The sequence below is a fragment of the Bacteroides sp. AF20-13LB genome (assembly GCF_003603065.1).
Classification (GTDB): Bacteria; Bacteroidota; Bacteroidia; order Bacteroidales; family Bacteroidaceae; genus Bacteroides; species Bacteroides uniformis.
This window is the reverse complement of record NZ_QTMH01000009.1, coordinates 121,400-147,952: the sequence shown is the minus strand read 5'-3', so window position 1 is coordinate 147,952 and position 26,553 is coordinate 121,400. Positions and strand designations below refer to the sequence as shown.

Sequence of the window (26,553 nt, the reverse complement as noted above, 5' to 3'; positions counted from 1 at the left end):
AGGAATGAAATCGAATACCATCACCTTGTCGCTGTTCAGACTGCTGAACGAGCGGCAGGTCAACTATTGTGTGCTACGTCACTACGAAGAACTGCCTGAATCGACAAATAAGAGTGATCTTGACATCTATGTAGCCCCCAAAGACCACAACGCATTTATTCAGATTTTGGACGATGTGTGCAGAGAGACTGGGGCTAAATTGGTGTCATATAAAGCTGATAAAATGTGTCCACAGTTTACACTGTGTACATATCTATCTGGTTTGCAGATAGATATGTACGATGGTTTTGCAAACCATCGTACATGTGTTTATATAGATGAAGATATTATTACTGCCAATACGTTCGTTACAGAAAAGGGCATTCGAGCACTTTCGCCCGAAGCTGATGGTCTGATGAGCTTTCTGAAGGAGACACTGAATAATAAGAAATGCAAGGAAGCCTATTGTCGGAAAGCGCAGATGGCCATAGCCGGAAAGGATGAAGCAACAATCAATCATATCCTGAAAGCTTTCTCGCCAAAAGTAAGGAAACTGATCGTTGATACTCTACGAGAAGGAAGTTTCGATAAGCGGCACATCAGAGAGGTAGGCATCGCAGCCTCCAATGACCTGCAGAGTATGGCTTCTCGCATACACTACTATCTCGGTCAGTTGGGTAAGCTGAAACGATTCGGGAAACCACTGGGCTACACCGTGGCTTTCCTTGGTACCGATGGCTCGGGAAAGAGTACTATCATTGATGCCATTACGCCCGTACTCAGTGAGGCATTCCACAAAGGCGTTTATTACGAGCATATGCGCCCCAACTACTTGCCTGCACTGGCAGTGTTAACGGGAAAGCGATGCAAAAACGCACCGATGGTAGTGTGTAGCGACCCGCATGCCGGGAAGACCTCGGGGGTCTTGGGCTCACTGCTGCGCATCAGTTATTACTGGATAGACTACACCTATGGTTATTTCAGGAAGATATATATGGACAAGGCGGTGAAAAACCACGTATGGATATTCGACCGCTACTTCTACGATTATATTAACGACCCTCAGCGTGCCTGCATCGGCTTGCCCAAATGGTTGCTGAAGTGGTATGGGCTGTTTGTACCGCCCCCCGACCTCGTCATCTGCGTAGGTACAGACCCGGAGAAGATACACCGGCGTAAACCCGAACTGCTGATAGAAGAGGTGCGTCGGCAAGTGGAAACATTGCGGAAATTTGCCGATAAAAGCCATCGTGCCGTATGGGTAGATACAGGAGGCAGCATCGAGGAGAGCGTGCATCAGTCCATGACGGCTATTCTTAACATGATGTCGAAACGATTTGAAAATATATCCCTCCGATGAAGATCTTAGTCAGTTGTTACGCTTGTTCGCCCTACAAAGGGTCTGAACCGGGCATGGGATGGAACTTCGTGCGAGAGATAGCGCGAAGACATGAACTGCATATTTTGGTGGAAAGCAAGTTTCAAAATGATATAGAACGATACTTGGTGCAGTACCCGGAAGAGTGTATCAACAAGCATTTCTATTTTATCACCAAGCAGCGTCATAAATTGCTTCGGAAATTATGGCCACCTTCGTATTATTGGTTCTATCAGGAATGGCAAAGGAAAGCATACTGCAAAGCTTTGGATTTGGACAAGATACATCACTTTGATCTCGTCCATCAACTTAATATGGTGGGCTACCGTGAACCTGGCTATCTGTGGAAATTGAACAAGCCATTGGTGTGGGGACCCATCGGAGGATTCAACATCACTCCGTGGCGGATGCTCTGCTCCATGGGACTGAGAGGTGCGATGTTCTATTTCTCACGGAACGTGATTAATCTGTGGCAGATGCGTACCAATCGGCGTGTGAAAGCGGCAATGCGGCATACCAAGGCTCTGATAGCCGCCACGCAGAATGAGGCTGATACAATAAAGAGGCTTTATGATCGTGAATCCACCATCATACCAGAGGTGGGATTTTCAGGCAAAGGAGAGGAATACACATCTCATAGCAAAAGTAAAACATTGAAAATCTGCTGGTCTGGTCAATTTACGCCCAGAAAATCACTGAACCTGTTGATAGAGGCTGCGGCACAAGTGCAGTCTCCCATTGAGCTGCACATCATCGGCGACGGAGCGTGTGAGAAGCGATGGAAAAAGATGGCGGCACGCTATTCTCAACTCCAAATAGAATGGTATGGATGGGTGGAGAAGGCAAAGGCTATGGTTATAATGCAAAAGTGCGACTTGTTTTGCATCACCAGCTTGTCGGACTTGACCTCCACCGTGCTATTGGAAGCACTTTCTTATGGATTGCCGACAATAGCGTTGGACCATTGTGGCTTCACAAATGTAATAACAGATGAATGTGGAATCAAAATATCTATCCGTGGAAAAAGACAAGTGATAAAAGACATAGCTAAGGCTATAGATGAAATAGCAACGGACGATGAAAGAAGGAAGAGAATGTCTATTGCGGCCTATCGTCGTTCATTGGCGTATGGTTGGGAAGAGAAAGGCAAACAGATTGACCGAATTTACAAAAAAGTTTTAGAATGAAATACTATAGATTCAAAACATTCCGTACATCCTATTATTTCCCAAAAACAGATTTGCGGTCGAGATTTCTATACGGCGTTTATCATCCATACGGGAGTCTGCTGGTGAGACTTTACTGGAAGATGTTCATGTCTTGCAAATGGGTACGTGCTCTATCTTCTATAGATGAAAGCCGATTGGATTTTCCTTACCGGAAGATTATGGATATGTGTCCGGAAAATGCTTTGGTTTCATTTAATTTGGGTACACCGGGAGATGAACAGAAGATTTCCATGTTAGGGTATATTCCCGAAGAAAACAAAAGCTTTTTCGCCAAGTATTCTATCAAAGATAAGGCTAAAGCACTATCAAGGAATGAAATACGGGTATTAAGGGAATTGGAGGGAAAGAATCTTTCTCCGGCATTGCTGAATGTTAAGGATAACGGTGAAGAAGTGTTCTTTGTCACTTCAAGAGTGTGTGGAAGAGCTTATTTTTCGTTTGACTTGTCCGACCAAATTCTGGATATACTTATTTCTTTAGGTTCAATCAAATTGGAAGATGATGCAACAAACGAGTTGGAGACTTGTCTTTCCCATGGTGATTTCTGTCCATGGAATATGTTGCAGGATAGTACGGAGATTCGGTTGATTGATTGGGAAATGGCGACTAACCGTCCTTTGGGTTACGACCTATTTCTATTCATTATACATACCCGGTTGGTGATGGGGGCTGATGAAAGAAGAATACTGGTGCTGCTGAAAGAAAATGTCGATTATATCCTTAAATATTTCAATGAATTCAATATCTCCGACTATCGCCCTTATCTTCTTTTTTTCCTTACAACACGTTTGAAAAGCGAAAAGGAAAAAGGGAACACACAAATGGCAAGATGTTATCAGCAAATACTTCTAAACATATAAACTGCATTATGATGGTAAAAAAAAGGATTCTTTTTATCATTCCTCTTCCGCCTCCAGTTCACGGCTCTGCCATGATGAATCAATACATTAAGGAGAGCAAGCTTATAAACGGGGCGTTTGATTGTGACTTTGTAAACCTTTCCACTTCACGGCGGATGGATGAGATTGGCAAGAAGCCGCTACTGAAAATGGTACGTTTCGTATGGGCTTATTGTTTAGTCTTAGGAAAATTGATGCACCGTCGTTATGACCTTTGCTACTTGGCCATAACCTGTCATGGAATAGGTTTTTTAAAAGATGCTCCGTTTGTGCTGCTATGTAAACTGTTCGGGAAGAAGATTGTGATTCATCAGCATAATAAAGGGATGAGTCGGGATGTGAAGCAGTGGCCCTATCGTTGGCTGTTGCCTCTGGTTTATCGGAACACGAAAGTGATATTGCTTTCTTGGCGGTTGTATCCAGATATAGAGAATGTGGTAAGGAAAGAACAGATATTGATTTGTCCTAACGGTATCCCGGAAGAGACTCACAGGATGAAAATAACATCTCATACCATTGCCTGTATTCTTTTTTTATCTAATCTATTGATAGATAAAGGCGTTTTGACTTTATTAGATGCCTGCGAGATACTTAAGGTCAAAGGGGAAAAATTTATGTGCCGATTTGTTGGTGGCGAAACGAAAGACATAGACAGTAGGATGTTTGCAGAAGAAACAAAGAAACGCCGTATAGATGATTGCGTGTTTTACGTAGGAAGAAAATACGGTAAAGAAAAGGCAGAAGCATTTTGTGATGCTGATATTTTCGTGCAACCCACATTTGATGATTGTTTTCCATTGACGGTATTGGAAGCCATGCAATATAAGTTGCCAATAGTAGCGACAAGCCAAGGTGCCATTGCCGAAATGGTGGAACACGGTAAGACGGGATTGATTTGCCAAACGAAGGATGCGGCAGATTTGGCAAAGAAATTGAAAGTGTTATTAGATAATCCACAATTAAGATTACAATATGGGGAGGCTGGTTACGAACGTTTCAAATTTCGATATACGCTGGATAGATTTGAAAGATGTATGGTTTCGTGTTTGTCCTTCTGTGTAAATGAATAACTAATATGCAAACTTATTTCAATATCCGTTACGAATTCGATAAAGAACTTGTAGGGACTCGTATAGCCCAACAAGTGACAAAGAAAGAAGCAGATTATATCTGTGTGGCCGATGGTGTGATACTGAATGTGGCAAATCGAAATTCTAACTATCTGAAAATAGTGAATGGGGGAATGTTCTCTATTTGTGATAGCAGTTATGTCCCATTGTATATTCGCTGGATTTACGGAAAGCGGTATGAGCAATATTGCGGAAGCCAAATCTTCATGGATATTATCCGCAGCAAGAAGTACCGGATGATTTTCATGGGAACATCGCAAGCCACGCTGAAAGGTTTGCAAAACAATCTATTGAAAGAAAATATAGATGTGAAGAGTATGACATTCCTGGAACTTCCATATAGGACGGTGGAAGACTTTGACTATGCGGGTATTGCTAAGGAGATAGAAGCGGATAATGCCGACATTATATGGATAGCCTTGGGTGCTCCCAAGCAGGAGATATTTATGAGCCTACTGAAACCCCATTTGAAACGAGGGGTGATGATTGCGGTGGGGGCTGTCTTCAAGTTTTACAGCGGGACAGATACTAAGCGTGCTCCGCAATGGATGATAAAATGGCATTTAGAATTCGCACATAGGATATTCAAAGAACCAAAGAAACAAATAAAACGGTGTAGCATGATTTTGTTGACATTGCCTAAACTGTTTATGAAAGAGATGATATGCAAACATAGAAAAGAAAGATATGTAGAATAGAAAAAGATACTATCGTTTGAATTGTTCCTTTCATTGTCTTCGACCGAGTTCTGCCTATAGGAAACCCAGACTATGGATGTTTTCATGGGGGCAACTATAGGGATATCTTTTGGAATGGCTATTGGTAAAGCTGCTCCGGGGGTAAGGTGGGAATGTGACATCGCTGGGAGGTGACTGCATAGGCACTTGTGCCGGTGGTGAATCAATACGGGAACTGCTGCTAATGTACAACTGAACATGGTGATGTTTTTCTAACCAACATGCTTTGCTGACATCAACCGTGACATACAGCACCAGCAGACGTGTGACAGGTATTGACGGAAATGACCTTTTGGCTACTGTCTCCATGAACGGTGCATCCGCTACAATTCAAACGGACGGAATATTCATATTCGGTAGCGTGACAGCAGATACTTATGCATTAACAGCATCAGCAAGGTATCCAAGGAAACCATCATGACCGTGAGCGATGGCAATAATAATCCGGTGTAGAACGTGACATTGAGCAATGAGAATAAATCGTTTATCGCAGCCACTGACGGTTTGGCAAGTGGCAGTGTCACATCCGAAACCTTGAAATATAATGAAGGGGTGAGATAAAAAAGACTATGACAGCGTCAAATGGTGCTGTAGAGATCGGTGTGGAAATCATAGTCAACTTTCCTTTACGCAGTTGAAGTGACTGAGTAAACCACACTTCGTTCAGTTGGTGCGAAAGCTATACGGGCTGTCAGTACGAGGGCTATAGGAAGTACTTTGCTGCATGGTTAATGCTTCTGCTACATTAAGAAAACCGATAACATTGGAATACGACTTGGATTCGGATATAATTGCTGTCATCACCGCACAGAAAGACGTGAACGGACAATGAAGGATGCGAACTGATGGTAGGAGCAAACAGGAAAGTCACGATGGCAGCAGATCAACTCACATCCTACTATTTTCTCTGTACCGCAACCAGTACTTCATCGATAACTTTTGAAACTCTCCACTTCTCTATCGACGAGTGGAATAACCTATACGGAAGTAGTGGCATATCGGTTCATTCTATATCCTATTCTTGCAAGATAGGTACAGAATTATCTCTTCCGATACAAGCAAAATTACCTCTTATCTGATAGAAATAGTGGTATGTACCGCAGGTATCGGCGTGGCAACTGCAATAGGTACTTATCTCATCAATGGACCTTACCGGTTGGTGTAGCCATGAGCATCAGTGGTCGGCAGGAAGTGACCACGCTAGCCGCATCCGCACTTGGGTGTGGCGTTCTCGGCAGATAGTACAGAACTGTGTATGTTATTACAAGAACTTGGAATCGTAACCATATAGAAGGTGGAAATGTAGGATAGATGTAAGTGAATTTAATTACTTTACTGAGAAATAGACTTAATAATTGATATTGTTGGAAGGTATTGCGCAATTATATATTTTGATATTCTCCATTTATTTTTATAAATATGAAGAAAATAGCTTTAATTACTGGAATTACCGGGCAAGACGGTTCTTTTCTTGCGGAATTTTTATTGGACAAAGGATATGATGTTCATGGTATTATTCGTCGTTCTTCGGTAGATTATCGGGAACGTATTGCCCATTTAGAAGGGAAACCTCATTTTCACTTGCACTATGCGGATATGGGGGACTCTATGTCTTTAGTGAAATTAGTGGGTAAAGTACAGCCTACTGAGATTTACAATTTGGCTGCTCAAAGCCATGTACAGGTGTCGTTTGATGCACCTGAATTTACAGCTGATGTGGACGCTGTAGGAGTGCTCCGCATATTGGAGGCGGTTCGTACCAATCATCTGGAGAAAACCTGTAAGATTTATCAGGCTTCAACTTCCGAACTTTATGGCAAGGTAGAAGAAGTTCCTCAAAATGAAAATACACCGTTTCATCCTTACAGCCCTTATGCCATAGCCAAACTTTACGGCTATTGGATTGTGAAAGAGTACCGCGAGGCTTATAATATGTTCTGTTGTTCGGGTATCCTGTTCAACCACGAATCGGAACGCAGAGGCGAAACCTTTGTAACGCGCAAGATTACATTGGCTGCTGCCCGTATTGCTCAAGGGAAGCAGGATTGTCTGTATCTGGGTAATTTGGATTCCTTACGTGATTGGGGATATGCTAAAGATTATGTGGAATGTATGTGGCTGATTCTTCAACAGGACAAACCGCAGGATTTCGTCATTGCAACAGGTGTACAGCACACTGTTCGCGAATTTGCTACATTGGCATTCCACTATGCCGGCATTGAACTGAGTTGGGAAGGTGAAGGTATAGATGAGAAAGGTATTGATGCAAAGACCGGAAAGGTACTGGTAGCAGTCAGTGAGGATTTCTATCGTCCTACGGATGTTGTCAACCTATGGGGTGATCCTACGAAAGCTAGGAATGAATTGGGATGGAATCCGCAATCCACCTCCTTTGAAGAGTTGGTGAAAATTATGGTGTCTCATGATATGCAAAAAGTGGCTGCGGAACATGTGGCCAACGTAATGCGTACCAACTTGGCCGAATATCTGGAGAAAGGAATCGTAAAATGATGGATAAGAACGCAAAAATATATGTGGCAGGACACCGTGGGATGGTGGGTTCTGCCATTGTCCGTGAGTTACATCGGCAAGGGTATATGAATATTACCACTCGTACTCATGCAGAATTGGATTTGACACGGCAAGAAGCTGTGGAAAAGTTTTTTGCGGAAGAAAAACCGGAATATGTCTTTTTGGCTGCTGCCAAAGTAGGTGGCATCATTGCCAACCAATCTGCATTGGCTGATTTCATGTATGACAACATGATACTGGAGATGAACGTGATTCACGCAGCTTGGAAGAACGGATGTAAAAAATTGGAGTTCTTAGGTTCTTCATGTATCTACCCGCGTTTAGCCCCTCAGCCCATGCCGGAATCTTGTTTACTGACATCAGAACTGGAGAAAACGAATGAGGCGTATGCCTTGGCTAAAATATCGGGGTTGAAGTATTGCGAATTTTTGAACCGACAGTATGGCACAGACTTCATCAGCGTGATGCCGACTAACCTCTATGGTCCCAATGACAACTATCATCCTGAACATAGTCATGTACTTCCTGCTTTGATTCGCCGTTTCCATGAGGCGAAAGAGGCGGGTCTGGATGAAGTGACTTGCTGGGGTGATGGCAGCCCGCTCCGGGAGTTTCTATATGTAGATGATTTGGCTAATCTGTGCGTGTTCTTGATGAACAACTATTCGGGGAATGAAACTGTGAATGCAGGAACCGGTAAAGAATTGACCATTAAAGATCTTACAGAATTGGTGGCTAAGGTTGTAGGATTTACAGGCGAAATCAAGTGGGATACGACACGTCCGAATGGTACACCCCGAAAGCTTTTGGATGTATCGAAAGCCATGGCTTTGGGGTGGTCTTACCAAACTGAATTGGAAGATGGTATCCGATTGGCTTATGATGATTTCTTGCATAATCCTATGCGTGCAGAAAGGTAACGATTTAAAACATTATTTATGCAAATTCTTTTATTATCCGGAGGCTCTGGGAAACGCCTTTGGCCTCTGTCAAATAACAGCCGTTCCAAACAGTTTATAAAATTACTCAATTCTCCCGATAGTCAAAAAGAGTCGATGGTACAACGGGTTATTCGTCAATTGGGAGAATCCGATTTAAAAGGTCATGTAACCGTGGCTACCAGCTTGTCTCAGGCTGATGTTATTTACAATCAACTGGGTGAATACATCGATGTAGTGGTGGAGCCAGAAAGACGTGATACATTTCCAGCCATTGCTTTGGCTGCTTCATATCTGAAATATGAGAAATCATGTGCCGATGAAGAAGTAGTTGTTGTTATGCCTTGTGACCCTTTTACGGAAGCAGGATATTTCAAAGTTATTGAGCAGATGGTGCATGCGGTGGATGACAATGTAGCTGAGCTGGTTCTTATGGGGATTACTCCAACCTATCCATCTGTTAAATATGGATATGTAGTGCCTGATGAATCGAAACTGAAAGGTGGAATCTTTTCGGTCAAACGGTTTACGGAAAAACCGAATGTAGCTACAGCGGAATATCTTATAAAAGAAAATGCATTTTGGAACGGTGGCGTATTTGCTTTTAAGTTGGGATATATGATGAATATTGTGGAGCAATATATCCGGGCTGTTTCTTTTTCGGAAATCCGTAACAGATATAGTGAATTCCCCAAAATCAGTTTCGATTATGAGGTGGCAGAAAAGGCCAAATTGGTAGCAGTAGTTCCTTTCTCTGGCAAATGGAAAGATTTAGGGACTTGGAATACACTTACAGATGAGTTGGAAGACCATGTAATAGGTAATGTTATCACAGATGGAGAGGCGGAAAATACACATATCATTAATGAATTGGATCTTCCGATTATGTGTATAGGAACCAAAGATTTGGTGATTGCAGCATCGAATGATGGTATTTTAATTTCCGAAAAGAGCAAGAGCGAGAACATAAAAAAATATGCAGACCGGCTACAGTGTTGTCCAATGTATGAGGAAAGACATTGGGGAGAATACAAGATTATTCATAATGTTCAATATTCAGATGGCTTTCAGTCGTTGACGAAGCAATTAATTATAAAGGCAGGAAAAAGTCTCACATATCAAGCTCATCATCTACGGAAAGAGGTATGGACGGTTGTTGACGGAGAGGGACTGTTGGCTATAGAAGGAAAAATTACCCCAGTTAAACGGGGAGATACTGTTTGTATCCTTCAAGATATGCGCCACGGTCTAAAAGCCATAAATGACTTGACCCTGATAGAAACGCAAACCGGAAGCGATCTTCTTGAAGATGATGTGGAATTGTTTGATTGGAATTGGCAAAAGTAGATACAAAGTTTGGCGAGAACTTCCAGATAATCAAATCCGATTAAATATTTTACACAAAATTCAGTATTATAAAAGGTAAGGGCTTTTGTGATTCTTCCATTGATTATGAAAATCGAGTTTATGGGAGAATCAAAATTTATATTGCATTCCAAAAATGCAAATGTTCAGTGGACAGTATCAAAATATTCCGGTGTTAATCCATTAAGAATTTATCTTATGCTATTTCGTATGGGAATGAAGAAAGAACAAGAAGTGTTGGAACAAACTGCGTCTTGTACATCACTTTTTGTTCTTTTGATATCTTGAAAACATTGATTGTATAACATGGTTTCTTCGTTATCGGTTTATTATCGAAAACTTGCTTATCACGTAATAGAATCGGACGGCTTCCTATGGGTCGGATTCAAGCCGGGAATGGTACATTTTATTGCTAAAGAGGTTTGGAATATTCGCCCCTTGACCCGAACGGACGTTGAGAAATATTATGAGGAGTTTACAGTATTAACCCAAGGTAAAGGGAGTCTTTATTTTCGGATTGTAGCTCATGGTGGATTTCTGAAAGAGGCGTTGGCTTATGAGTTGCATGGTTTGACTGTTTCTGACGACAACTACCTCAGAAGCCTTAATTCCGGCAGACATGTAGAACTTTACCCGCATAACGAGAAAGCTTATCGTGCTATTATAAAAGGCTTTGAACAGCATCGTATCGGTACCGTTGTGCAAGCGACCGGGACGGGAAAGTCATATCTGCTGGCTCGTTATATATCAGACCATGCCACAGAACGAATTTGCGTATTTGCTCCAAATGTCACAATCCTGGAGGAGATCAAAAAGGCGGTAGGCTTTACCTCTCCTTATATCTGCTATCGAACGTTTCAGTCATTGATATATTATCGAAAAAATGATAAACAACTCAAAGCAGATCATATTTTGATTGATGAGTTTCATCATTTCGGTGCAGAAATATGGGGGGCTGCTTTGCAGGAGGTAATTGAATCCAATCCGCAGGCCTATATATTAGGAACATCGGCCACTCCTATTCGCCCGGAGGGAATGATTGATACGGTGGATCTTTATTTCGAGGGAAATCTGTTTTATGAACTTACCTTACCTCAGGCTTGGTATTACCGTATTTTACCAGTCCCAATCCTGGTACAAAGTGCCTATGGATTAGACGGTGAACTGAATCGTTTACAAAAGCGATTGGATCGAAGCGGATGTTCAATTCGACGAAAAGAACAAGTCCAAAAGAAACTGGATGTGGCTCGTGTTGATTTTAAAGGGGCGTTAGGAGCTCCTGAGGTAATCCGAAAGTTCTTGCCCAAAGATGTACGTAAACTGCTGGTTTTTTGCCGTGATCTTGCCGACCTGAAACAGATGGTTCCTGAGGTGTGTGGCTGGCTGACACAAGCCGGACGGGTAATCACACCATTTGAGATCCATCACACTCAAAGCGAACGGACTAATAATCAAATACTAACGGCTTTCCAAAAAGAATCTGGGAAATTGCATGTATTGTTCTCTGTCAATATGCTGATAGAAGGACTGCATGTGGAGGGCATAGATGCCGTCTTGTTTCTACGGAGGACAGAATCCTATATTGTTACCCTGCAACAGCTGGGCCGTTGCTTGGATGCCGGAAGCGGGAAACAGCCTGTCGTATTGGATTTTGTGAATAACCTATCGGGCAAATCTGTATATGACATGATGGCCTTGCACATGGAACGCCTTGCCTGTCAGCCTTCACCCAAGGGATTTGAAGGGGTGACCTCTTTTCTGACCACAGGTTTCCTATCAGACATACGGCTTCGTATTGAGGAGATATTGACAGAGTTAGAACCTTGGCGGATCATGTATGAGAGGCTTATTGAGTTCCGTAAAAAAGAAAATGACTGGCCTTCGGTTACAGAGGGGAAGCTGGGCTTGTGGTGCAATACGCAGCGCATGGCTTACAAACGGGGTAGACTTTCGGAGGAGCGTTACAAACTGCTAGAGTCTGTCGGCTTTGAATGGAACCTGCTGGATTCAAACTGGATGAAGGAATTCCAATCATTGAAAGTCTTCTTTGCGACTCAAGGTCGCTGGCCCAAACGGGAGGATGGTGCCTTGGCTACCTGGTGTTATACTCAACGGGAAAGACGTAAGAAAGGACGTTTGAGCAAAGAACGTATTCGTGTGTTGGATGAGATCGGATTTGTGTGGAGTCAGGACTTGAACGGTGAATGGATGAAAAATTATGAAGCGTTGAAAATCTTTCTTGACAAACAGCAGCGCTTTCCCAAATCAGCCGAAGGTTATTTGGGCGAGTGGTGCAGTAGACAGCGGAAAATGCGCAAGCAAGGGAAACTTTCCCCTGATCGTCAAACACTATTAGATCGAATAGGATTTGTCTGGTCGGTGGAGCAGGTCTGGCGAAGCTACTTGGAACAGTTGCACCAGTTTCATGTCCAAAATGGACGGTGGCCTGGATGTCGTGAAGGGGCGTTGGGGCGTTGGTGTACGGTTCAAAGACGGAATTATCGAAGAGGAAGCTTGTCGGATCAAAAAATCGCCCAATTGGAACAAATAGGATTTATACCCTTGAAAGGAGACAAGTAATACAGAAGAAATGGAAATACTCTCATTTCATACGAAACAATAGAGTTTCCGCAGCCTTATTATCGCAGTTCAAAGTACACTATGATTTTAGAATACAATATACCCAATCGCTTTTCGTACTAATAGGCATATTACCGTTTATACAAGCCTCCCTTAAATTTCGGATAGAAGGACTGGTTGCTTTCCACATACATATAGTGTCTAAATAAACAGCAAATATTGATAAATGAGTATTCAATATAAAATCATCTTTGGATATATGGTGTTGATTGTGGCTATAATCGGTATGATTATAATCATGGTACGTGAGCGGAATAGGGTTTTGGTGATTGAAACTGAGGCACAAACAATTCATCGGGTTCAACACAATGGAAATATAGTCCAGCATCACATTACGATTCTCTCAACTTATGGTGAAACAGCCCTTTCTTGGGAAGAGGAGGATTTTGCGAACTATCATTCTCTTCGTCTGCATATCGATTCCATGTTGCAGGCCATGCACAAGGGGTATGAGGAATTTGTCAGCCAAAGTCAAATAGACTCGCTGCGCTATCTATTATCCAGTAAAGAAGAGCATTTATACCAAATTATGCAACTTTTCCATAGTCAGAACAGTCAGGAAGGTATGCAATTCTCTCATTTACCAGCGGAAGCTCAACCGCGTACTGTTATTCGTAAAAAGAAAGGTTTTACAGGATTTTTAGGGGCAAAAGAAACTCTGGAGATAGTTCCTTCCGCATCTACAATTCTCAAGACATTGAACAAGGAATTGCTATCCATGCAGGAAGAACGGCAGGAAAGTATCAATGCTTATACCGATAGCCTCCGCAACCACAACAAGGAACTCAACCGAAAGCTTCGCCATCTGATAACCACGATGAACAACCAGACAGAACGTGTACTTGAAGCGAAGGAATGTCATCTTAGAGAATCTTACAACCGTTCCATATGTGTCATCTCCTGGCTGATTATCTCTGCCATTATTCTGCTTGTCATATCCTATCTGATTATTCAAAAAGATTTACGGGAAAAGGCAAGAACAAGGAAGCGTTTGGAAGATACGATACAACAAAACACTGCGCTGTTGGAAATGCGCAAGAATATTATCCTGACCATATCGCATGACATACGTGCCCCTTTGAATGTCATTGACGGCAGTGCCGATCTGGCAATGGATACACGTGAAAAGAAACGGAGGAATATCCATCTGAATAATATAAGGAGGGTGTGCAAGCATGTGGTACATCTGCTTAACAACCTGTTGGATGTGTATCGGTTAAACGAGGCGAAAGAAATACGGAACGATGTCCCATTCGACCTGCATGAATTATTGGAACGTACCGCTGCCGGTTTTTCTCATATAATCAATAATAAGGGTATCCTGTTCAATTGTGATTTTAAGGATACGGAAGTCAAGTTATATGGTGATGCAGACCGCATAGAACAGATTATAGACAATCTGCTTACCAATGCAGTTAAGTTCACGGAGACTGGCACAATCAATTTCAATGTGCACTATCTCAATGGACTGCTGGTCATGGAAATAGTGGATACCGGTGTTGGTATGAGTGAGGAGACACTTTCCCGTATCTTTCGTCCTTTTGAACGCCAGACCTCTGCAACCAATGCGGACGGATTCGGATTGGGGCTTCCGATCACGCAAGGACTTGTCAATCTTCTTGATGGGACAATAGAAGTAACAAGTTTGATTAATTGTGGAAGCACATTTCGTGTGACCCTTCCCATGCCGGAAACGGATGAACCGTTGGAAAGCGAAAAACATGTCCCGGCGCATTCCACACACCTGCATCACAATGTACTTGTTATTGATGACGACAGTATGTTGCAAGCTGTCATTAAAGAAATGTTAGAGCGTAATGGCATGACCTGTACAACTTGTACCACAGTCAAAGAGGTAGTAAAAGCCATGAGGGAAAAAGATTATGACCTGTTGCTTACAGATATCCTGATGCCTTACACCAACGGGTTTGAATTGTTGACTTTGTTACGTAACTCAAGTATTGGCAATTCAAAGACTATACCCATTGTCGCTATGACTGCACGTGGAGAGAAGGAGAAAGATGCTTTTTTGAATGCCGGATTTACAGCCTGTATTTATAAGCCGTTCTCATCTACAGAATTGATCGGTCTGTTGTCAACTATAGAAAGAGGTTGCCCTGACAAAAAGCATGATGTAGATTTCAGCATGATGTTGTGTGAGGTGAGCGACAAGATAAAATTATTATGTTCCTTTATTGACCAGTCGAAAAAAGATGTTGAAGAACTCAATTCGGCCATAGAAAATTGTAATAGGAAGAAATTGCGTGAAACGGTTCACCGTATGCTGCCGATGTGGGAATTATTACATAATGAAGAAATGTTGTTCGCTTATCGTTCTCTTTTAAAAGATGAAAGGGCCAGTGACACTGCTTTAAAAGAATATACTCAACGGATAATAAATCATACCGATATGTTGATGGCAGCAGCAAAAAATGAAATAAAAAGACAGACAAATGAAACGGAAAATACTGATAGTTGAAGACAATATCAGTCTGTCTCAGATGCAGAAGGACTGGTTTGCACAAGCTGGTTATGATGTCGTGACAGCTATGAACGAACCGATAGCCCGTTCACTGATACGCAAAATACAATTTGATCTGATTCTATCGGACGTACGTCTACCCGAAGGGGACGGAATATCTCTACTGGAATGGCTGCGCAAGGAAAGAAAGGATATTCCTTTCATCATCACGACCGAGTATGTGTCGGTTCCCGATGTGGTGCGCACTATTAAGTTGGGAGCGATAGACTACCTTCCCAAGCCGGTACGCAAGGAACATCTGCTGGAACTGGCAGAAGATGTGTTCCGCCCCATGGTTACGGTACGGAAACAGGAAAAGGTACTGTTTCACCGTACAAGTCCGAAGATCCTACAAGTGGAGAAACTTGCCAGACTGGTAGCTCCATCGGAAATGTCGGTGATGGTACTTGGTGCCAACGGTACAGGGAAGGAGTCGGTGGCACAGAGCATCCATCTGGGCAGCGAACGCCGGGAGATGCCTTTCGTGGCGGTGAACTGCGGGGCACTGCCACGTGAACTGGCCGCCTCGTTGTTCTTCGGTCACGAGAAAGGGGCATTTACCGGTGCCGACACCGCCAAGACCGGATATTTCGACATGGCGAAAGGCGGAACTCTGTTTCTGGACGAGATAGGTACAATGTCCTATGAGATTCAGTCCATGTTGCTGCGCGTGTTACAGGAGAATACCTATACTCCGATAGGCAGTGACAAGGAACGGGTAGCGGACGTGCGTATCGTTACCGCCACAAATGAGAATTTGCAACTGGCCATCAAGGAAGGGCGGTTCAGGGAAGACCTTTACCACCGCCTTTGCGAATTCGAGATACGTCAGCCTTCATTGGCGGAATGTCCGGAAGACATCATCCCTTTGGCTGAGTTTTTCCGTGAACGCCATTCGAAAGAACTGAAAAGGGAAACACAAGGCTTTACGGAAGATGCCAAGCGCAGGATGCTTACCTATTCATGGCCGGGCAATGTCCGGGACTTACAGAACCGGATCAAACGTGCTGTATTGATTGCGGAGACTCCGATGCTGGATATGGAAGGATTGGATATTGAGATCCGCCAAAGTGGAGATACGCACTCCCCGGCAATTCAGCCGTTGAAGGATGAGTCATTGGAGAAAATGAATATTATCAATGCTCTTAAAGCTTGCAACGGACACCGGGAACAGGCTGCCGCACTGCTGAACATCAACCCAGCAACACTGTACCGGAAGATGAAGAAATACGGGGTGAAATAAAAATGAGCCTGCCGTTAGTGCAACTCTCACTGAATATGTGTACATTTGCAAACAAATAGAGAAAAATCGACATATTGTCTCTAAGACAATTGCTGACTGTATATGACATAAGACCGCAAGGTGTTTCTAATGGGAATCTGGAAAATTAACATTGAAAGGAACTATTGCGTGATTGCTTATGCTATGCCTACGCATAGCGTGCATTCACCTATTCCTTTCAAAGGCATTCCAGAGCCTCCATTAGAAGTAGCGTGTTTGCACGCTTCTTTTTTTGACGGCTTACGGTCCGGTATCAAAACAGAATTTATGCCAAAAGTCCAAGCTGTAACGGCGATGACACTGGACGGCTTCCTGCCGGAAACCGACAACGTGCTGATGCGATGGGTAATGAACCACAGGAAAGGTTTTGCCCGTTGGCGGGAGCGTTGTGATGCCCGGATTTTACCCCATTACATACTAGACCTTCTTTGTGAAAAAGACACTAAAGGCGATTCCTTTATCTACCTGGCAGAAGTTTCTGATGCAGAAACATTGGATCTCCTGCGTGGCCTCTTCCATTACAATCTTGTGGAAGGACTTATTATCTACCTTTTTCCTTATTCCGCCGGCAAAGGGAATTCCATACAGGCCATCTTTCCCGTCCGGCAATGGCAGTTACACAAGGCCGTTGTCCTGCCTGGTGGCATCTGCCGTCTGATTTATCGTAATCCTTGCAGGATGTAACTTGCAGATTGCGAGAATCCTTGCATCCTGCAAGGTTAATTTCCCATCAAATATTTCTCCTTTATTTTTTATTGTACTGTATTTCAACGGAATAGCTATGTCATTTCGTGAAATACAGAGCAATTGGCACGCCGTTAGCCCTATATCATAATATAACCTGTTGCGCGACAAGGTGTAACCAGTCAATTATTTACACTTTAAAGACAGACCGTATTATGATACAGACAGACCGTGAGACCTTCCAGATGATGCTTCATCAGATTATGGAAAGGTTCGACAGGATTGAAGACAGGCTGAGCCGTATGAACCGCCAGACCTCCGCGCTTGACGGAGACAAGCTGCTGGACAACCAGGACATGTGCGAGCTGCTCGGCATTACCAAACGCACTCTCGCGCGGTACCGCCAGAAGAAACTCGTGACCTATTACATGATAGACGGGCGTACCTATTACAAGTCCTCCGAGGTCGAGGCGTTCCTCAACCAAAAGGGCAGGCGTTTGCCGGCGAGACTGAAAAAACAGATGGAAAATTAATATAAATGAAAGAATATGGAACTTGTATGTATTGACAAACAGACTTTTGAAGAACTGCGTGTCCGTTTTTGCGAATTTGAGGACCGGGTGACACGCCTGTGCCGTCCGGTCGAGGATCTCGGCCTGAAAAACTGGCTGGACAACCAGGAGGTGTGCGACGTACTCCGCATCAACAAAAAGACCCTTCAGGCGTATCGTGCCAAAGGTCTCCTTCCTTTCAGTCGCATCAAAAACAAGCTTTTCTACAAACCGGAAGATATACGGAGATTATTGGAATTGAGTTACCACCCTTTAATAAAGAGCAAATTATGAGCTATCATTTTATAGACAAGAAAGACCCACGCATTGACGTGATGTTCCAGGGACTGGAGAAAATGGAGAGGATGCTTTCAGTAATGGAGGATGTACCGAGATCACTCTTCAACGGTGAACGTTTCCTTACGGACGAGGAACTTTCCAAAGTCCTGCGGGTAAGCAGGCGTACATTGCAGGAATACCGTACATTCGGTGTAATCCCTTACTATCTGGTGCAAGGGAAGGCACTCTATAAAGAGTCCGATATCATGAAAATACTGGACGATGCCTACAAACGGTGCCGGGAGGAACAGCGCTGGGTATAGTACTGCTTCTTTAATCAAGCACGGAGAAACTGCCTGCTGTCAGCCGGGCAGTTTCTCCGTTTTCCATTTCATACAGCCGGTGATTTTATTTTCCGCTTTTTCCTGACGGTGAAATCCTCCTCGCAAAGGTCTATCCTGTTTCCGAAACCTGTGGACCTCAACCGTTTCATGTCCTCGTCCACTTTCGTGTCTGTAACCTGCGCGTAAATCTGCGTGGTGGAAATAGAGGTATGTCCCATCATCCGGCTTACCGTCTCTATCGGAACGCCGAGCGAAAGGGTGATGTGGGTACCGAAATTATGCCGGGCCTGGTGAAAGGTCAAATCAAAACCATATACCTGCCCCAATTCCCTAGTCAACAGGATAAAATACCTGCGGGCATAAATATTGAACACCTTGTCTCCGCTTCTTTGGCCGCGGTATTTCTCTATGATTTGAAGAGGAATATCCAGCAGACGGACAGAAGAGAGCGTATCGGTCTTTTTCCGGTGGATATGAATCCACCATGTGCCGTCGCCGGCCTGCGTGATGTCCTTGTCCGAAAGCCGTTTCAGATCCGCATACGCCAGTCCGGTAAAGGTTGAAAAGATGAACATATCCCGCACGAATTGCAGTTGCGGTTTCTCCACCGGAGTGGTCATGAGTGTTTTAAGGTCTTCCAGTTTCATGTGGCGGCTCTTCCTTTTGGGCAGTTCGGGATGCAGGCGGCAATAAGGGTCGCGTCGCAACGTGCCCTGGCTCACAGCCCGCATCGTGAGCTTTTTCAAACGGTACAGGTGTTCATGCACGCTTTTGGGTTTCAGGTTGCGGTCAGTCCGCAGGAATACCTCGAAATCGTCATAAAACGTCCGGTCAAGGCTTCGCAGCGTCACATCTTCCACGCCTTTCTTTTCCCGGACAAAAGCGGAAAGATGCTTGTAGGAACGCTGATAGGAGTCGTATGTTTCCTGTATGCGGTCTATCCCGACTCGTTTCCTGAACTCCTCGTTATGCTCCCTGAAAAGAGCCAGCAGGGTAAGCGGTTTCTGTCCGATACCCTTGACTGCGTTTTTGACCAGTTCAGCCGTGATGAACCCCAGGCTGTTTCTTATCCGCTCATAATGTCCGGCAATCTCACGTGTCAGGTCATCTATGGCACGGTTCACGGTAACGGCATTCTCGCTCCTTCCGTTGGCACGGCCTTTCTCTGGATTCCAGATGCCCGGATTGACAGAGACTTTGGTTCCTATCTGTGCCCATTCGGCATCAATGCTCACCTTGCACAATAGCTGGCACATTCCGTCCTTTCGCACTTTCGTGCGGTTAATATAAAACAGCACGGCAAAAGTGCTGCGTCGTTTGACATTCTGTTTTTCAGTATTCTTTTCCATATTCTTTTCATTTAAAAGTTATTAAATGACGACAGAAAAACGCTCCGAGATTTTTCGGTTCAATGCCTTGGTGTCGGCGTCTATCTTCTCATCGGTCACTTTCGCGTAGATTTGTGTGGTCTCTATCTGACTATGGCCGAGCATCCTGCTGACCGTTTCAAGGGGGACCCCATGAGAGAGTGTGATTTCCGTTGCGTATGTATGCCGTCCTGCATGGAAGACCAACGGACGGTCAATGTGGCAGATTCGGGCAATCTCTTTCAAGTAGAGGTTCAGCGTGGAATTGCAATACATTGGCAGCAGCTTGTCACCGGGAGCTGTACCGCTATATTTCTTCAGAATCTGCAACGGTAAATCCAAAAGAGGAATCTCAAATTCTATCTTGGTTTTCTGCCTGGCACTCTTGATCCACCATATTCCATCTTCCGCAAGGCATAGGTTGTCCTTTGTCAGCAGGCGCATATCTCCGTATGGAATGCCGGTAAAACAGGAAAAAAGGAACATGTCACGGACATGATAGAGAGTCTGCCTGTGAAGCGGGGTGGTCATAATCCTGTGCAACTCTTCTGCCGTGAGATATTTCTGCACGTGCTTCGGGCGCACCGGTTCGTAGCCCATGAACGGGCTGGCGGTAATAATACCGTCAGCAATGGCCTCTCCGACAATGGTTTTCAGTTGGACGGTCAGGTTGATGATTGTTCCGGGAGCGAGGTTACGTTCCGTCCGGAGATACAAATCATACTTGTCAATGAAAGAACGGTCCAACGCAGAAAACGGAATATCGGAGAGCTTGTATTGCGCCTGCAAGAATCTTTCGATATGGCTATAGGCATTGCTATAGGCTCTCAGGCTTCCTACCGTACGGTTTATCCCCACACGCTTTTCAAAGTTGCGGATGAACCGCCTGAAATATCCCAGAAGCGTTTCCTGCCCGCTTGCCATTCCAAGCAGTATGCCTTTCACCTCTTCGGCCGTCACACCGTCACGGACAGCCGACTGTTCCATATAGATATTCAATGCCATCGCACGTATCTCATCCAGCCGGTTGTTGATTTCCTTTGCCGCCACGCTTTTTCCGGAAGCGCGTCCCGAAGACCAGCGGGATTGCGGGACTTTTATCTTCACACTGAATGCCGCTTCGGAATATTTTCCGACATTCAACTTTGCCATTACGGGGCAATTCCCGTCGGCATCCGCCTCGCTCTTTTTCAGGTAGAACGACACCTTTACATTTACCTGATTCATAACCAATTCCTTTGTTTGCAAAATTATTATATGCAGAGTAAATGAACGGCATGAAAAATGTAGCGGAACGTAGAATAAGACCCCTCGGCCTGCAAACAAAGCCTGTATTTTTTTCTGATACGGAAAAATATGACTAAGTTTGCGTCAGCAGACATGGAAAAAACAGCGTTCTTTGCGGTGGTAAACGGGGTTATCAATGAAAGACGAAAGCTTGTTTTTCAAGCCTCTTTTTTTATCCCGAAAAGGCAATGGATAAGTAGTGATTTGTCCTCCTAACTCCACCTGAAACTTGCTAAAAGCCCCCTGCGGAAGAATGTGGTACAAAACGACATATCCCTTTTGCTATCAAACACTTTACATTATTTTCTCCAAAGTTATCCGTATGTGAGCGAGTTTTCCTATCTTTGTTGTCATAGTAGAAATGATTTTATCCCACCGGTCAAGACGGGAATCAAATCTACGAAAAATCCCCTGCCGGGCATTGCCAAGCAGGGGTATTTTTATATTGGAATCAAGGGGGTAGGATTATTTTAGCACAAGGGGGCAGAATCGCTTGGTTTTAGGGGGCAGCTTACACTGGATTTTCCAGTTTTGTCCTAACCAAAGATTGAAAAACTGTTTAGAGGTAGTAACTACGCTATCCAATCGTTCGATTTGGTGGAAAGCAAAGCGCACAAGTTGTATGATATTGGTCAATGCATCGCTTTCTTCTTTGGTAGTGGAACGCCTTACCACTTTAGGATTAACTATGGCATAAGAGTTCCAGAGTTGTTTGGATGTAAAATGATTGTTTGCCATTTTGAGTCTGTTCTCCAAATCCTTTAGCATCGAATAGGTTATAGGCTCTCCCTCATTGTTGTAAATGATGCGCAGTGCCTCTATTTCGTCATAGTACTTTTTACAAAAATCTTCAAAAGCCTCTGTCGTATTTTTTGCTTCCTCAATGGAAAACCCTTTGGAGATAAGCGTATCTTCACCCGGCATCAATGTATTGACGAATCCGGCTGCAAGTATAAGAAGGTATTTCCGAGCATCCGCATGATTGGCAAGCGGAGCGACTAACCCCTTACGTTCATTGTTAGGCTCATCAGTGCTTACAAACAATGGAAGAATGCCTTTCTCCAGCGCATCGTATATTCTGACAGAAAGCTCTTTCATGTCATCATGAGACAAACGGACAAACTCTTTCCGTTGCGAATCATCTGCTTTATTGTATATTCGTGCAAGCGTTGCCGCAAGCCGTTTGAGATACTCGTCAGGGATATAGCCATGACTAATACGTTCTAACAACTCCTTTAGAGTAATCGTTTTTGTTGTAGGACCGCCATCTATAGGTGCCACTGTTTGCGCATGTTCTGTCACGCCTACCGCATCAACCAAATAAAAACAATCCTTGCTGAATGCGTTCGGGGTAACATTGCGGAGTTGCTCATCACCAATAGTGCGCACTCCACGCCCTTTCATCTGAATATATAAAGGCAATGACTCCACATCACGCATGAACATCACCACTTCCAGTGGCTTTACATCTGTTCCGGTGGCAACCAACGTACAGGTGACAGCAATACGGAAATCCTTGTCGTTACGGAATTGGCGTATCAGCTCGTTACTGTCGCCTGCTGAATAAGTGATTTTCTGAACAAAACGGTCGTCAGTCCGTCCGAACACCTCTTTAGCTATCTGTACGATATTTGTGGCGTGAGCTTCATTGAGCGCAAATATCAAGGTTTTAGGCAAATAGTCCATATTCGGCTCACGTTGTGGGTCATTAAACAATTCTGTATAAACCACATCCCGATAGGTTGAAAGGATTAACTTTATCTGTGCCGGATTAATGACACTCCGATTAAGTTCTTTATTGGTGTAGGTTTTGGTTTCCTTGTTACTCACAGTCTTAACCTCACCTGTATATCTCGTTTCTTCCTTTACTCTCTCACCCTCTAATATAGCTCCCCCAGTTTCCGTAACTTGCGTTTTTATTCGATACACCCTACAATCCACATTCACACCATCAACGATACTCTTTTCTAAGGTATAATTGACAATGATATTATAGTTAAAGAATTTCTTTGTCTCTTCAATCGGGGTTGCTGTCAAACCGACAAGTCGAGCCGTATCGAAATACTCCAACACCTTGCGCCAGTTCCCATAAATGGAGCGATGGCATTCGTCTATGATAATCATATCAAAGTAATCGTGCGGTAACTTGGGATTGGGAGGCAAGATTACTTCCTCTACAGGTTCGTTCTCATCATCGTCATCGTTATCCTCAATAGTTTCTCCTTTCAAAAATGAGAATAGGCGTTGTATAGTAGAAATAACGACATTGCTATCAGAAGGAATAGAAGACGAACGAAGGCGATTGACCGTAAAGATAGTATTGAAAGCATCCCCGTTCTCTGTCAGACGGAAAGTCCCAAATTCTCCCTCTGCTTGTTTTCCAAGATTATTTCGATCAACAAGAAACAACACTCTACGCATTGGTGTATAAGAAAGCATTCGGTAGGCAGCAAGACAAGCCGTATATGTTTTGCCTGCTCCAGTAGCAAGAACCATCAACGCCCGATTTTGCCCAGCACGGAAACTTTTTTCAAGTTCTGTCACCGCCTCATACTGGCAATCACGAAGTCCCTTCCTTTTCAATGTAGGAAGTCCGGCAAATGTATCCTCAATCCCCAACTTCTTGACCAATTCATGCGGCGTAGGAATAGCCATTATCTGCTTGAAACAAGAATCTTGTTCACGAAAATCACAACAATATAGTTCCTTGCCATTCGAGGTGAAGATAAAAGGCAATGGCTTTTGATATGCCTGATAGATATTCGGTACACTTCTTGCATATAAGGTTGCCTGCTCGCATACTTTGGAAGCAAATGCGTCTGTTTCTTCACGCTTAGCTTCAAGTACCCCTACTGCTTTTCCATTAATGAAAAGGAAATAATCTGCTTCAAGATTTCCTTTCAATAAACCTTCTCTTATGGCTACAGCTGTACAAGTAGGTTCATAATCCTCCCTGTTGACTACTTTCCAACCAGCATCGGCAAACCACTGGTCTATCTTTATTCTTGCTTTTTCTTCAGGAGTCATGTTCTTGATATGTATATTATCGGAAGTTCATAGACTCATCTGTAATAAACTGTAAAAAGTCTTAGAGCCTCCCAACTTAATTAAATACTATTGTAACCTTTCCTTTTTATCGGTTATCAAATCCTTCAAATCGACTTGTAATATCTCCGCAATCTGTTGCAAGGTTTCCAAATTTGGCTGAATCCGATTACAAGCATAGGCATTTACCATACTGAAACTCTTGTCAAGTTTCTTTGCCAACCATGTCTGAGAGATACCTTTTTCAGATAATACAGCCTTTATTCTATTCAGTTTCATTCTTTGATATGATTTTATAATGCAAATATAGCGAATTATATTCGATAATAGTGTATATTTGCATTAAGAAAAGTCAGTTCTTAAATGAGTTATACCTCAAAGTAATTGAATTTAGACATATTTATGGGAAAGACTGTAACAACATATTTAATTGACGGAGATCCTAAAGGAACTCAATACGCATTCATTAGCAACAAAATTTGCCAAATGTTTGTCGTACCACGTTCTAATCTCTCCTATTTGAATACACAAGAGAAGTTACAAAAACCTGCATTCTATATATTACTGGGGGAAGATGAATCAACAAAACCGCAGGCATATATAGGTGAAACGGAAAATTTCAAAGAACGTGTAAAAGAGCACGACAGCAAAAAAGCGTTTTGGCAAAAAGCACTCATATTCGTATCGAAAGATGCCGATATGACCAAAGTTGATGTGCAATACCTAGAACATAAAGCGATAGCCGAAGCCAAGAAAGCAAACGCTTTTGTTTTAAGCGATAATAAACAAATCCCTAAAGCACCGAATCTACCAGAGCATCAACAGGACTCAATGGATGAATTTTTCGAAGATGTGAAGTTTCTGGCATCATTTATCGGTTGCAATATTTTTGATGTATCACAACCCAAAGAAGAACATCTATTCTACACCAAAGGTAGAGGGTGCAATGCAAAGGGTTTCTACAGTTCAGATGGCTTTACAGTCCTAAAAGGAAGTACTGTTGCCAAAACAATGGTTCCGTCTTTCAACTGGAAAGAAAAACGAGAAAAGATGCTTCAAGATTACACTTCTACTGAGAACGGAATATTGGTATTGACGTCAGATAAAACTTTTTCAAGTCCCAGTACTGCCGCAGATTTCTGTATTGGTAGCAGTAATAATGGCTGGTTGATATGGAAAGACAAAGATGGAAACACATTGGATTCAGTTTATAGAAAACAGCTGGATTAATAACATATCAATTGGAAGCATATATGGAAGAAAAAGGATTGTTTGGAAATTAGCAGGAATGTAAAATACACAATCAACTGAAAATCAATCTATGCCAAAAGCAAAGCTAAAAAAACACTTGTTGTCACTTACAAAAGAACAGATAACCGATATTGTTCTTGAACTATACGATGCACGTAAAGAGGCAAAAGATTATCTGGAGTTTTATCTTGCCCCGGATTGCAACGCTGAATTAGAAAAGAGCAAGAAAGCTATCCGAAACGAGTTTTTCCCAACCCGTGGATTTTCCGAAAAGCCGTCATTTGCCAAATGTCGAAAAGTCATTTCCGATTTTCAAAAGCTTAAACCGGAGCCGACCACTGTTGCCGATTTAATGTTGTTCTATATCGAACAAGGATGCGAATACACACTTGAATTTGGCGATATGTGGGAACAGTTCTATACAACACTGGAGGGAAATTTCGACAAGGCTATGCGCTTTATCTTTCTCAACGGATTGTTAGCCTGTTATTACGAACGGATTGAAAAGCTTATTGATAGCGTATCGGATTGTGGCTGGGGATTTTATGATACATTACAAGATATTTATTCTGAATATCGGTAGTGTTTTTTAATCTTTGATAAAGTCTTGCCCTACACAAAAAGTAAGGAACTGAACCTGTGCGCATAATGGCACAGATTTAGTTCCTATCCTGTTCCTTTAAACTACTCCATTGATTCCCGAATAATACGCAAAGTTTCTTTCTTATACTCCTTGCGGTCATATTCAAATCCTCTACACATCCAGCAACTACAGGGAGTTCCTGTAGTTTTGTAAACTTGTGCCCATTTGTCTTTTGCCAACTCAAACCAATGAGGATGTTCATAATAGCTTCCATCCTCACGAATGATGCAATGACCATAAGCGGCATACAGAATCATACGAGCCTTAAACACACGAGCCATTTGTTGGTGTCTCCACAATTTGTTTCTTTTGTCCATCGTCTCTTTCTATTAAAGTTAGGATGAACAATGATGTTACTTTGGTGAGACTTAATATATCCATAGCATAATACTTTTAATGTTAACCCTTTCGGATGCAAAATTAAGACAAAACATCAACAATATACCAGTATGGGTATAATTTGTTTGTATCT

General features: G+C 43.1%; 22 protein-coding genes and 1 pseudogene. 17 read left to right on the top strand and 6 right to left on the bottom strand.

Annotated elements, in window-relative coordinates:
- The first annotated feature begins 4 nt into the window (after nucleotides 1–4).
- The 5 genes from DWX62_RS12325 to DWX62_RS12305 are packed head-to-tail and all read left to right on the top strand — an operon-like array spanning nucleotide 5 to nucleotide 5,313.
- Complete coding sequence (locus DWX62_RS12325; RefSeq protein ID WP_133303672.1) at nucleotides 5–1,339, top strand: hypothetical protein; 1,335 nt, start codon at nucleotides 5–7, stop codon at nucleotides 1,337–1,339.
- Nucleotides 1,336–2,544: a glycosyltransferase family 4 protein gene (locus DWX62_RS12320; RefSeq protein WP_120172887.1), complete on the top strand. Its 1,209-nt coding sequence runs from the start codon at nucleotides 1,336–1,338 to the stop codon at nucleotides 2,542–2,544. Before DWX62_RS12325 ends, DWX62_RS12320 begins: the two co-directional genes overlap by 4 nt.
- Entirely contained in the window at nucleotides 2,541–3,446 is a 906-nt protein-coding gene (locus DWX62_RS12315) for a phosphotransferase (RefSeq protein ID WP_120172886.1), read from the top strand. The genes DWX62_RS12320 and DWX62_RS12315 overlap by 4 nt, the downstream gene beginning before the upstream one ends.
- A gap of 8 nt (nucleotides 3,447–3,454) precedes the next feature.
- Nucleotides 3,455–4,555, top strand: coding sequence for a glycosyltransferase family 4 protein (locus DWX62_RS12310; RefSeq protein WP_165859017.1), 1,101 nt, complete (start codon nucleotides 3,455–3,457; stop codon nucleotides 4,553–4,555).
- 5 nt (nucleotides 4,556–4,560) lie between these two features.
- A complete protein-coding gene (locus tag DWX62_RS12305) occupies nucleotides 4,561–5,313 on the top strand; it encodes a WecB/TagA/CpsF family glycosyltransferase (protein WP_120172884.1) in 753 nt (250 codons plus the stop codon).
- A 386-nt stretch (nucleotides 5,314–5,699) separates the two neighbouring features.
- On the opposite strand, the gene DWX62_RS22000 is transcribed toward DWX62_RS12305, so the two are convergent.
- The gene (locus DWX62_RS22000; RefSeq protein WP_165859016.1) at nucleotides 5,700–5,876 is read right to left on the bottom strand and encodes a hypothetical protein; all 177 of its coding nucleotides are present in this window, start codon (nucleotides 5,874–5,876) and stop codon (nucleotides 5,700–5,702) included.
- A gap of 895 nt (nucleotides 5,877–6,771) precedes the next feature.
- Between DWX62_RS22000 and gmd the strand changes: the two genes are divergently transcribed.
- The 10 genes from gmd to DWX62_RS12250 all read left to right on the top strand — a co-directional run bounded on the left by gmd (nucleotide 6,772) and on the right by DWX62_RS12250 (nucleotide 18,467).
- Nucleotides 6,772–7,863: a GDP-mannose 4,6-dehydratase gene (gene gmd / locus DWX62_RS12300; RefSeq protein WP_120172883.1), complete on the top strand. Its 1,092-nt coding sequence runs from the start codon at nucleotides 6,772–6,774 to the stop codon at nucleotides 7,861–7,863.
- A complete protein-coding gene (locus DWX62_RS12295) occupies nucleotides 7,860–8,804 on the top strand; it encodes a GDP-L-fucose synthase (protein WP_036657607.1) in 945 nt (314 codons plus the stop codon). Before gmd ends, DWX62_RS12295 begins: the two co-directional genes overlap by 4 nt.
- Before the next feature lie 18 nt (nucleotides 8,805–8,822).
- Complete coding sequence (locus DWX62_RS12290) at nucleotides 8,823–10,169, top strand: sugar phosphate nucleotidyltransferase (protein ID WP_120172882.1); 1,347 nt, start codon at nucleotides 8,823–8,825, stop codon at nucleotides 10,167–10,169.
- Between the two features lie 324 nt (nucleotides 10,170–10,493).
- Nucleotides 10,494–12,767 (top strand): Helicase associated domain protein, encoded by a 2,274-nt coding sequence (locus tag DWX62_RS12280; RefSeq protein WP_120172881.1) that lies wholly within the window; start codon nucleotides 10,494–10,496, stop codon nucleotides 12,765–12,767.
- A gap of 226 nt (nucleotides 12,768–12,993) precedes the next feature.
- Nucleotides 12,994–15,306: a hybrid sensor histidine kinase/response regulator gene (locus tag DWX62_RS12275; RefSeq protein WP_120172880.1), complete on the top strand. Its 2,313-nt coding sequence runs from the start codon at nucleotides 12,994–12,996 to the stop codon at nucleotides 15,304–15,306.
- A complete protein-coding gene (locus DWX62_RS12270) occupies nucleotides 15,281–16,591 on the top strand; it encodes a sigma-54 dependent transcriptional regulator (RefSeq protein ID WP_120172879.1) in 1,311 nt (436 codons plus the stop codon). Before DWX62_RS12275 ends, DWX62_RS12270 begins: the two co-directional genes overlap by 26 nt.
- 306 nt (nucleotides 16,592–16,897) lie before the next feature.
- A complete protein-coding gene (locus tag DWX62_RS12265) occupies nucleotides 16,898–17,314 on the top strand; it encodes a hypothetical protein (protein WP_243636271.1) in 417 nt (138 codons plus the stop codon).
- 215 nt (nucleotides 17,315–17,529) lie between these two features.
- Nucleotides 17,530–17,847, top strand: coding sequence for a helix-turn-helix domain-containing protein (locus DWX62_RS12260; RefSeq protein ID WP_008777760.1), 318 nt, complete (start codon nucleotides 17,530–17,532; stop codon nucleotides 17,845–17,847).
- Between the two features lie 15 nt (nucleotides 17,848–17,862).
- The gene (locus tag DWX62_RS12255; RefSeq protein ID WP_008777759.1) at nucleotides 17,863–18,159 is read left to right on the top strand and encodes a helix-turn-helix domain-containing protein; all 297 of its coding nucleotides are present in this window, start codon (nucleotides 17,863–17,865) and stop codon (nucleotides 18,157–18,159) included.
- Nucleotides 18,156–18,467 carry a helix-turn-helix domain-containing protein gene (locus DWX62_RS12250; protein WP_005644200.1) on the top strand — a complete coding sequence of 104 codons (312 nt, stop codon included), beginning with the start codon at nucleotides 18,156–18,158 and terminating at the stop codon, nucleotides 18,465–18,467. Before DWX62_RS12255 ends, DWX62_RS12250 begins: the two co-directional genes overlap by 4 nt.
- A 68-nt stretch (nucleotides 18,468–18,535) precedes the next feature.
- On the opposite strand, the gene DWX62_RS12245 is transcribed toward DWX62_RS12250, so the two are convergent.
- The 4 genes and pseudogenes from DWX62_RS12245 to DWX62_RS12225 form a co-directional block, all read right to left on the bottom strand.
- On the bottom strand, nucleotides 18,536–19,837 hold the full coding sequence (locus tag DWX62_RS12245) for a site-specific integrase (protein ID WP_120172877.1): 1,302 nt from the start codon (nucleotides 19,835–19,837) through the stop codon (nucleotides 18,536–18,538).
- Between the two features lie 21 nt (nucleotides 19,838–19,858).
- The gene (locus tag DWX62_RS12240) at nucleotides 19,859–21,082 is read right to left on the bottom strand and encodes a site-specific integrase (RefSeq protein ID WP_120172876.1); all 1,224 of its coding nucleotides are present in this window, start codon (nucleotides 21,080–21,082) and stop codon (nucleotides 19,859–19,861) included.
- Nucleotides 21,083–21,673: 591 nt separating this feature from the next.
- A pseudogene (locus DWX62_RS12230) lies at nucleotides 21,674–24,169 on the bottom strand (DEAD/DEAH box helicase family protein); the annotation flags it as partial.
- 87 nt (nucleotides 24,170–24,256) lie between these two features.
- On the bottom strand, nucleotides 24,257–24,466 hold the full coding sequence (locus tag DWX62_RS12225) for a helix-turn-helix transcriptional regulator (protein WP_106068618.1): 210 nt from the start codon (nucleotides 24,464–24,466) through the stop codon (nucleotides 24,257–24,259).
- 123 nt (nucleotides 24,467–24,589) lie between these two features.
- Between DWX62_RS12225 and DWX62_RS12220 the strand changes: the two genes are divergently transcribed.
- Together DWX62_RS12220 and DWX62_RS12215 are read left to right on the top strand one after the other, a co-directional pair.
- Nucleotides 24,590–25,417: a GIY-YIG nuclease family protein gene (locus tag DWX62_RS12220; protein WP_119979495.1), complete on the top strand. Its 828-nt coding sequence runs from the start codon at nucleotides 24,590–24,592 to the stop codon at nucleotides 25,415–25,417.
- Between the two features lie 91 nt (nucleotides 25,418–25,508).
- Nucleotides 25,509–26,021: a DUF6155 family protein gene (locus tag DWX62_RS12215; RefSeq protein WP_119979477.1), complete on the top strand. Its 513-nt coding sequence runs from the start codon at nucleotides 25,509–25,511 to the stop codon at nucleotides 26,019–26,021.
- Between the two features lie 101 nt (nucleotides 26,022–26,122).
- Here the strand turns inward: DWX62_RS12215 and DWX62_RS12210 are convergent, their stop codons facing one another.
- Nucleotides 26,123–26,398: a hypothetical protein gene (locus DWX62_RS12210; protein WP_032585669.1), complete on the bottom strand. Its 276-nt coding sequence runs from the start codon at nucleotides 26,396–26,398 to the stop codon at nucleotides 26,123–26,125.
- Nucleotides 26,399–26,553: the final 155 nt, after the last annotated feature.

Coding starts and splice junctions, on each gene's coding strand:
- DWX62_RS12325 (WP_133303672.1), top strand. CDS start 5: ATGAAATCGAATACCATCACCTTGTCGCTGTTCAGACTGCTGAACGAG.
- DWX62_RS12320 (WP_120172887.1), top strand. CDS start 1,336: ATGAAGATCTTAGTCAGTTGTTACGCTTGTTCGCCCTACAAAGGGTCT.
- DWX62_RS12315 (WP_120172886.1), top strand. CDS start 2,541: ATGAAATACTATAGATTCAAAACATTCCGTACATCCTATTATTTCCCA.
- DWX62_RS12310 (WP_165859017.1), top strand. CDS start 3,455: ATGATGGTAAAAAAAAGGATTCTTTTTATCATTCCTCTTCCGCCTCCA.
- DWX62_RS12305 (WP_120172884.1), top strand. CDS start 4,561: ATGCAAACTTATTTCAATATCCGTTACGAATTCGATAAAGAACTTGTA.
- gmd (WP_120172883.1), top strand. CDS start 6,772: ATGAAGAAAATAGCTTTAATTACTGGAATTACCGGGCAAGACGGTTCT.
- DWX62_RS12295 (WP_036657607.1), top strand. CDS start 7,860: ATGATGGATAAGAACGCAAAAATATATGTGGCAGGACACCGTGGGATG.
- DWX62_RS12290 (WP_120172882.1), top strand. CDS start 8,823: ATGCAAATTCTTTTATTATCCGGAGGCTCTGGGAAACGCCTTTGGCCT.
- DWX62_RS12280 (WP_120172881.1), top strand. CDS start 10,494: ATGGTTTCTTCGTTATCGGTTTATTATCGAAAACTTGCTTATCACGTA.
- DWX62_RS12275 (WP_120172880.1), top strand. CDS start 12,994: ATGAGTATTCAATATAAAATCATCTTTGGATATATGGTGTTGATTGTG.
- DWX62_RS12270 (WP_120172879.1), top strand. CDS start 15,281: ATGAAACGGAAAATACTGATAGTTGAAGACAATATCAGTCTGTCTCAG.
- DWX62_RS12265 (WP_243636271.1), top strand. CDS start 16,898: ATGCCAAAAGTCCAAGCTGTAACGGCGATGACACTGGACGGCTTCCTG.
- DWX62_RS12260 (WP_008777760.1), top strand. CDS start 17,530: ATGATACAGACAGACCGTGAGACCTTCCAGATGATGCTTCATCAGATT.
- DWX62_RS12255 (WP_008777759.1), top strand. CDS start 17,863: ATGGAACTTGTATGTATTGACAAACAGACTTTTGAAGAACTGCGTGTC.
- DWX62_RS12250 (WP_005644200.1), top strand. CDS start 18,156: ATGAGCTATCATTTTATAGACAAGAAAGACCCACGCATTGACGTGATG.
- DWX62_RS12245 (WP_120172877.1), bottom strand. CDS start 19,837: ATGGAAAAGAATACTGAAAAACAGAATGTCAAACGACGCAGCACTTTT.
- DWX62_RS12240 (WP_120172876.1), bottom strand. CDS start 21,082: ATGAATCAGGTAAATGTAAAGGTGTCGTTCTACCTGAAAAAGAGCGAG.
- DWX62_RS12225 (WP_106068618.1), bottom strand. CDS start 24,466: ATGAAACTGAATAGAATAAAGGCTGTATTATCTGAAAAAGGTATCTCT.
- DWX62_RS12220 (WP_119979495.1), top strand. CDS start 24,590: ATGGGAAAGACTGTAACAACATATTTAATTGACGGAGATCCTAAAGGA.
- DWX62_RS12215 (WP_119979477.1), top strand. CDS start 25,509: ATGCCAAAAGCAAAGCTAAAAAAACACTTGTTGTCACTTACAAAAGAA.
- DWX62_RS12210 (WP_032585669.1), bottom strand. CDS start 26,398: ATGGACAAAAGAAACAAATTGTGGAGACACCAACAAATGGCTCGTGTG.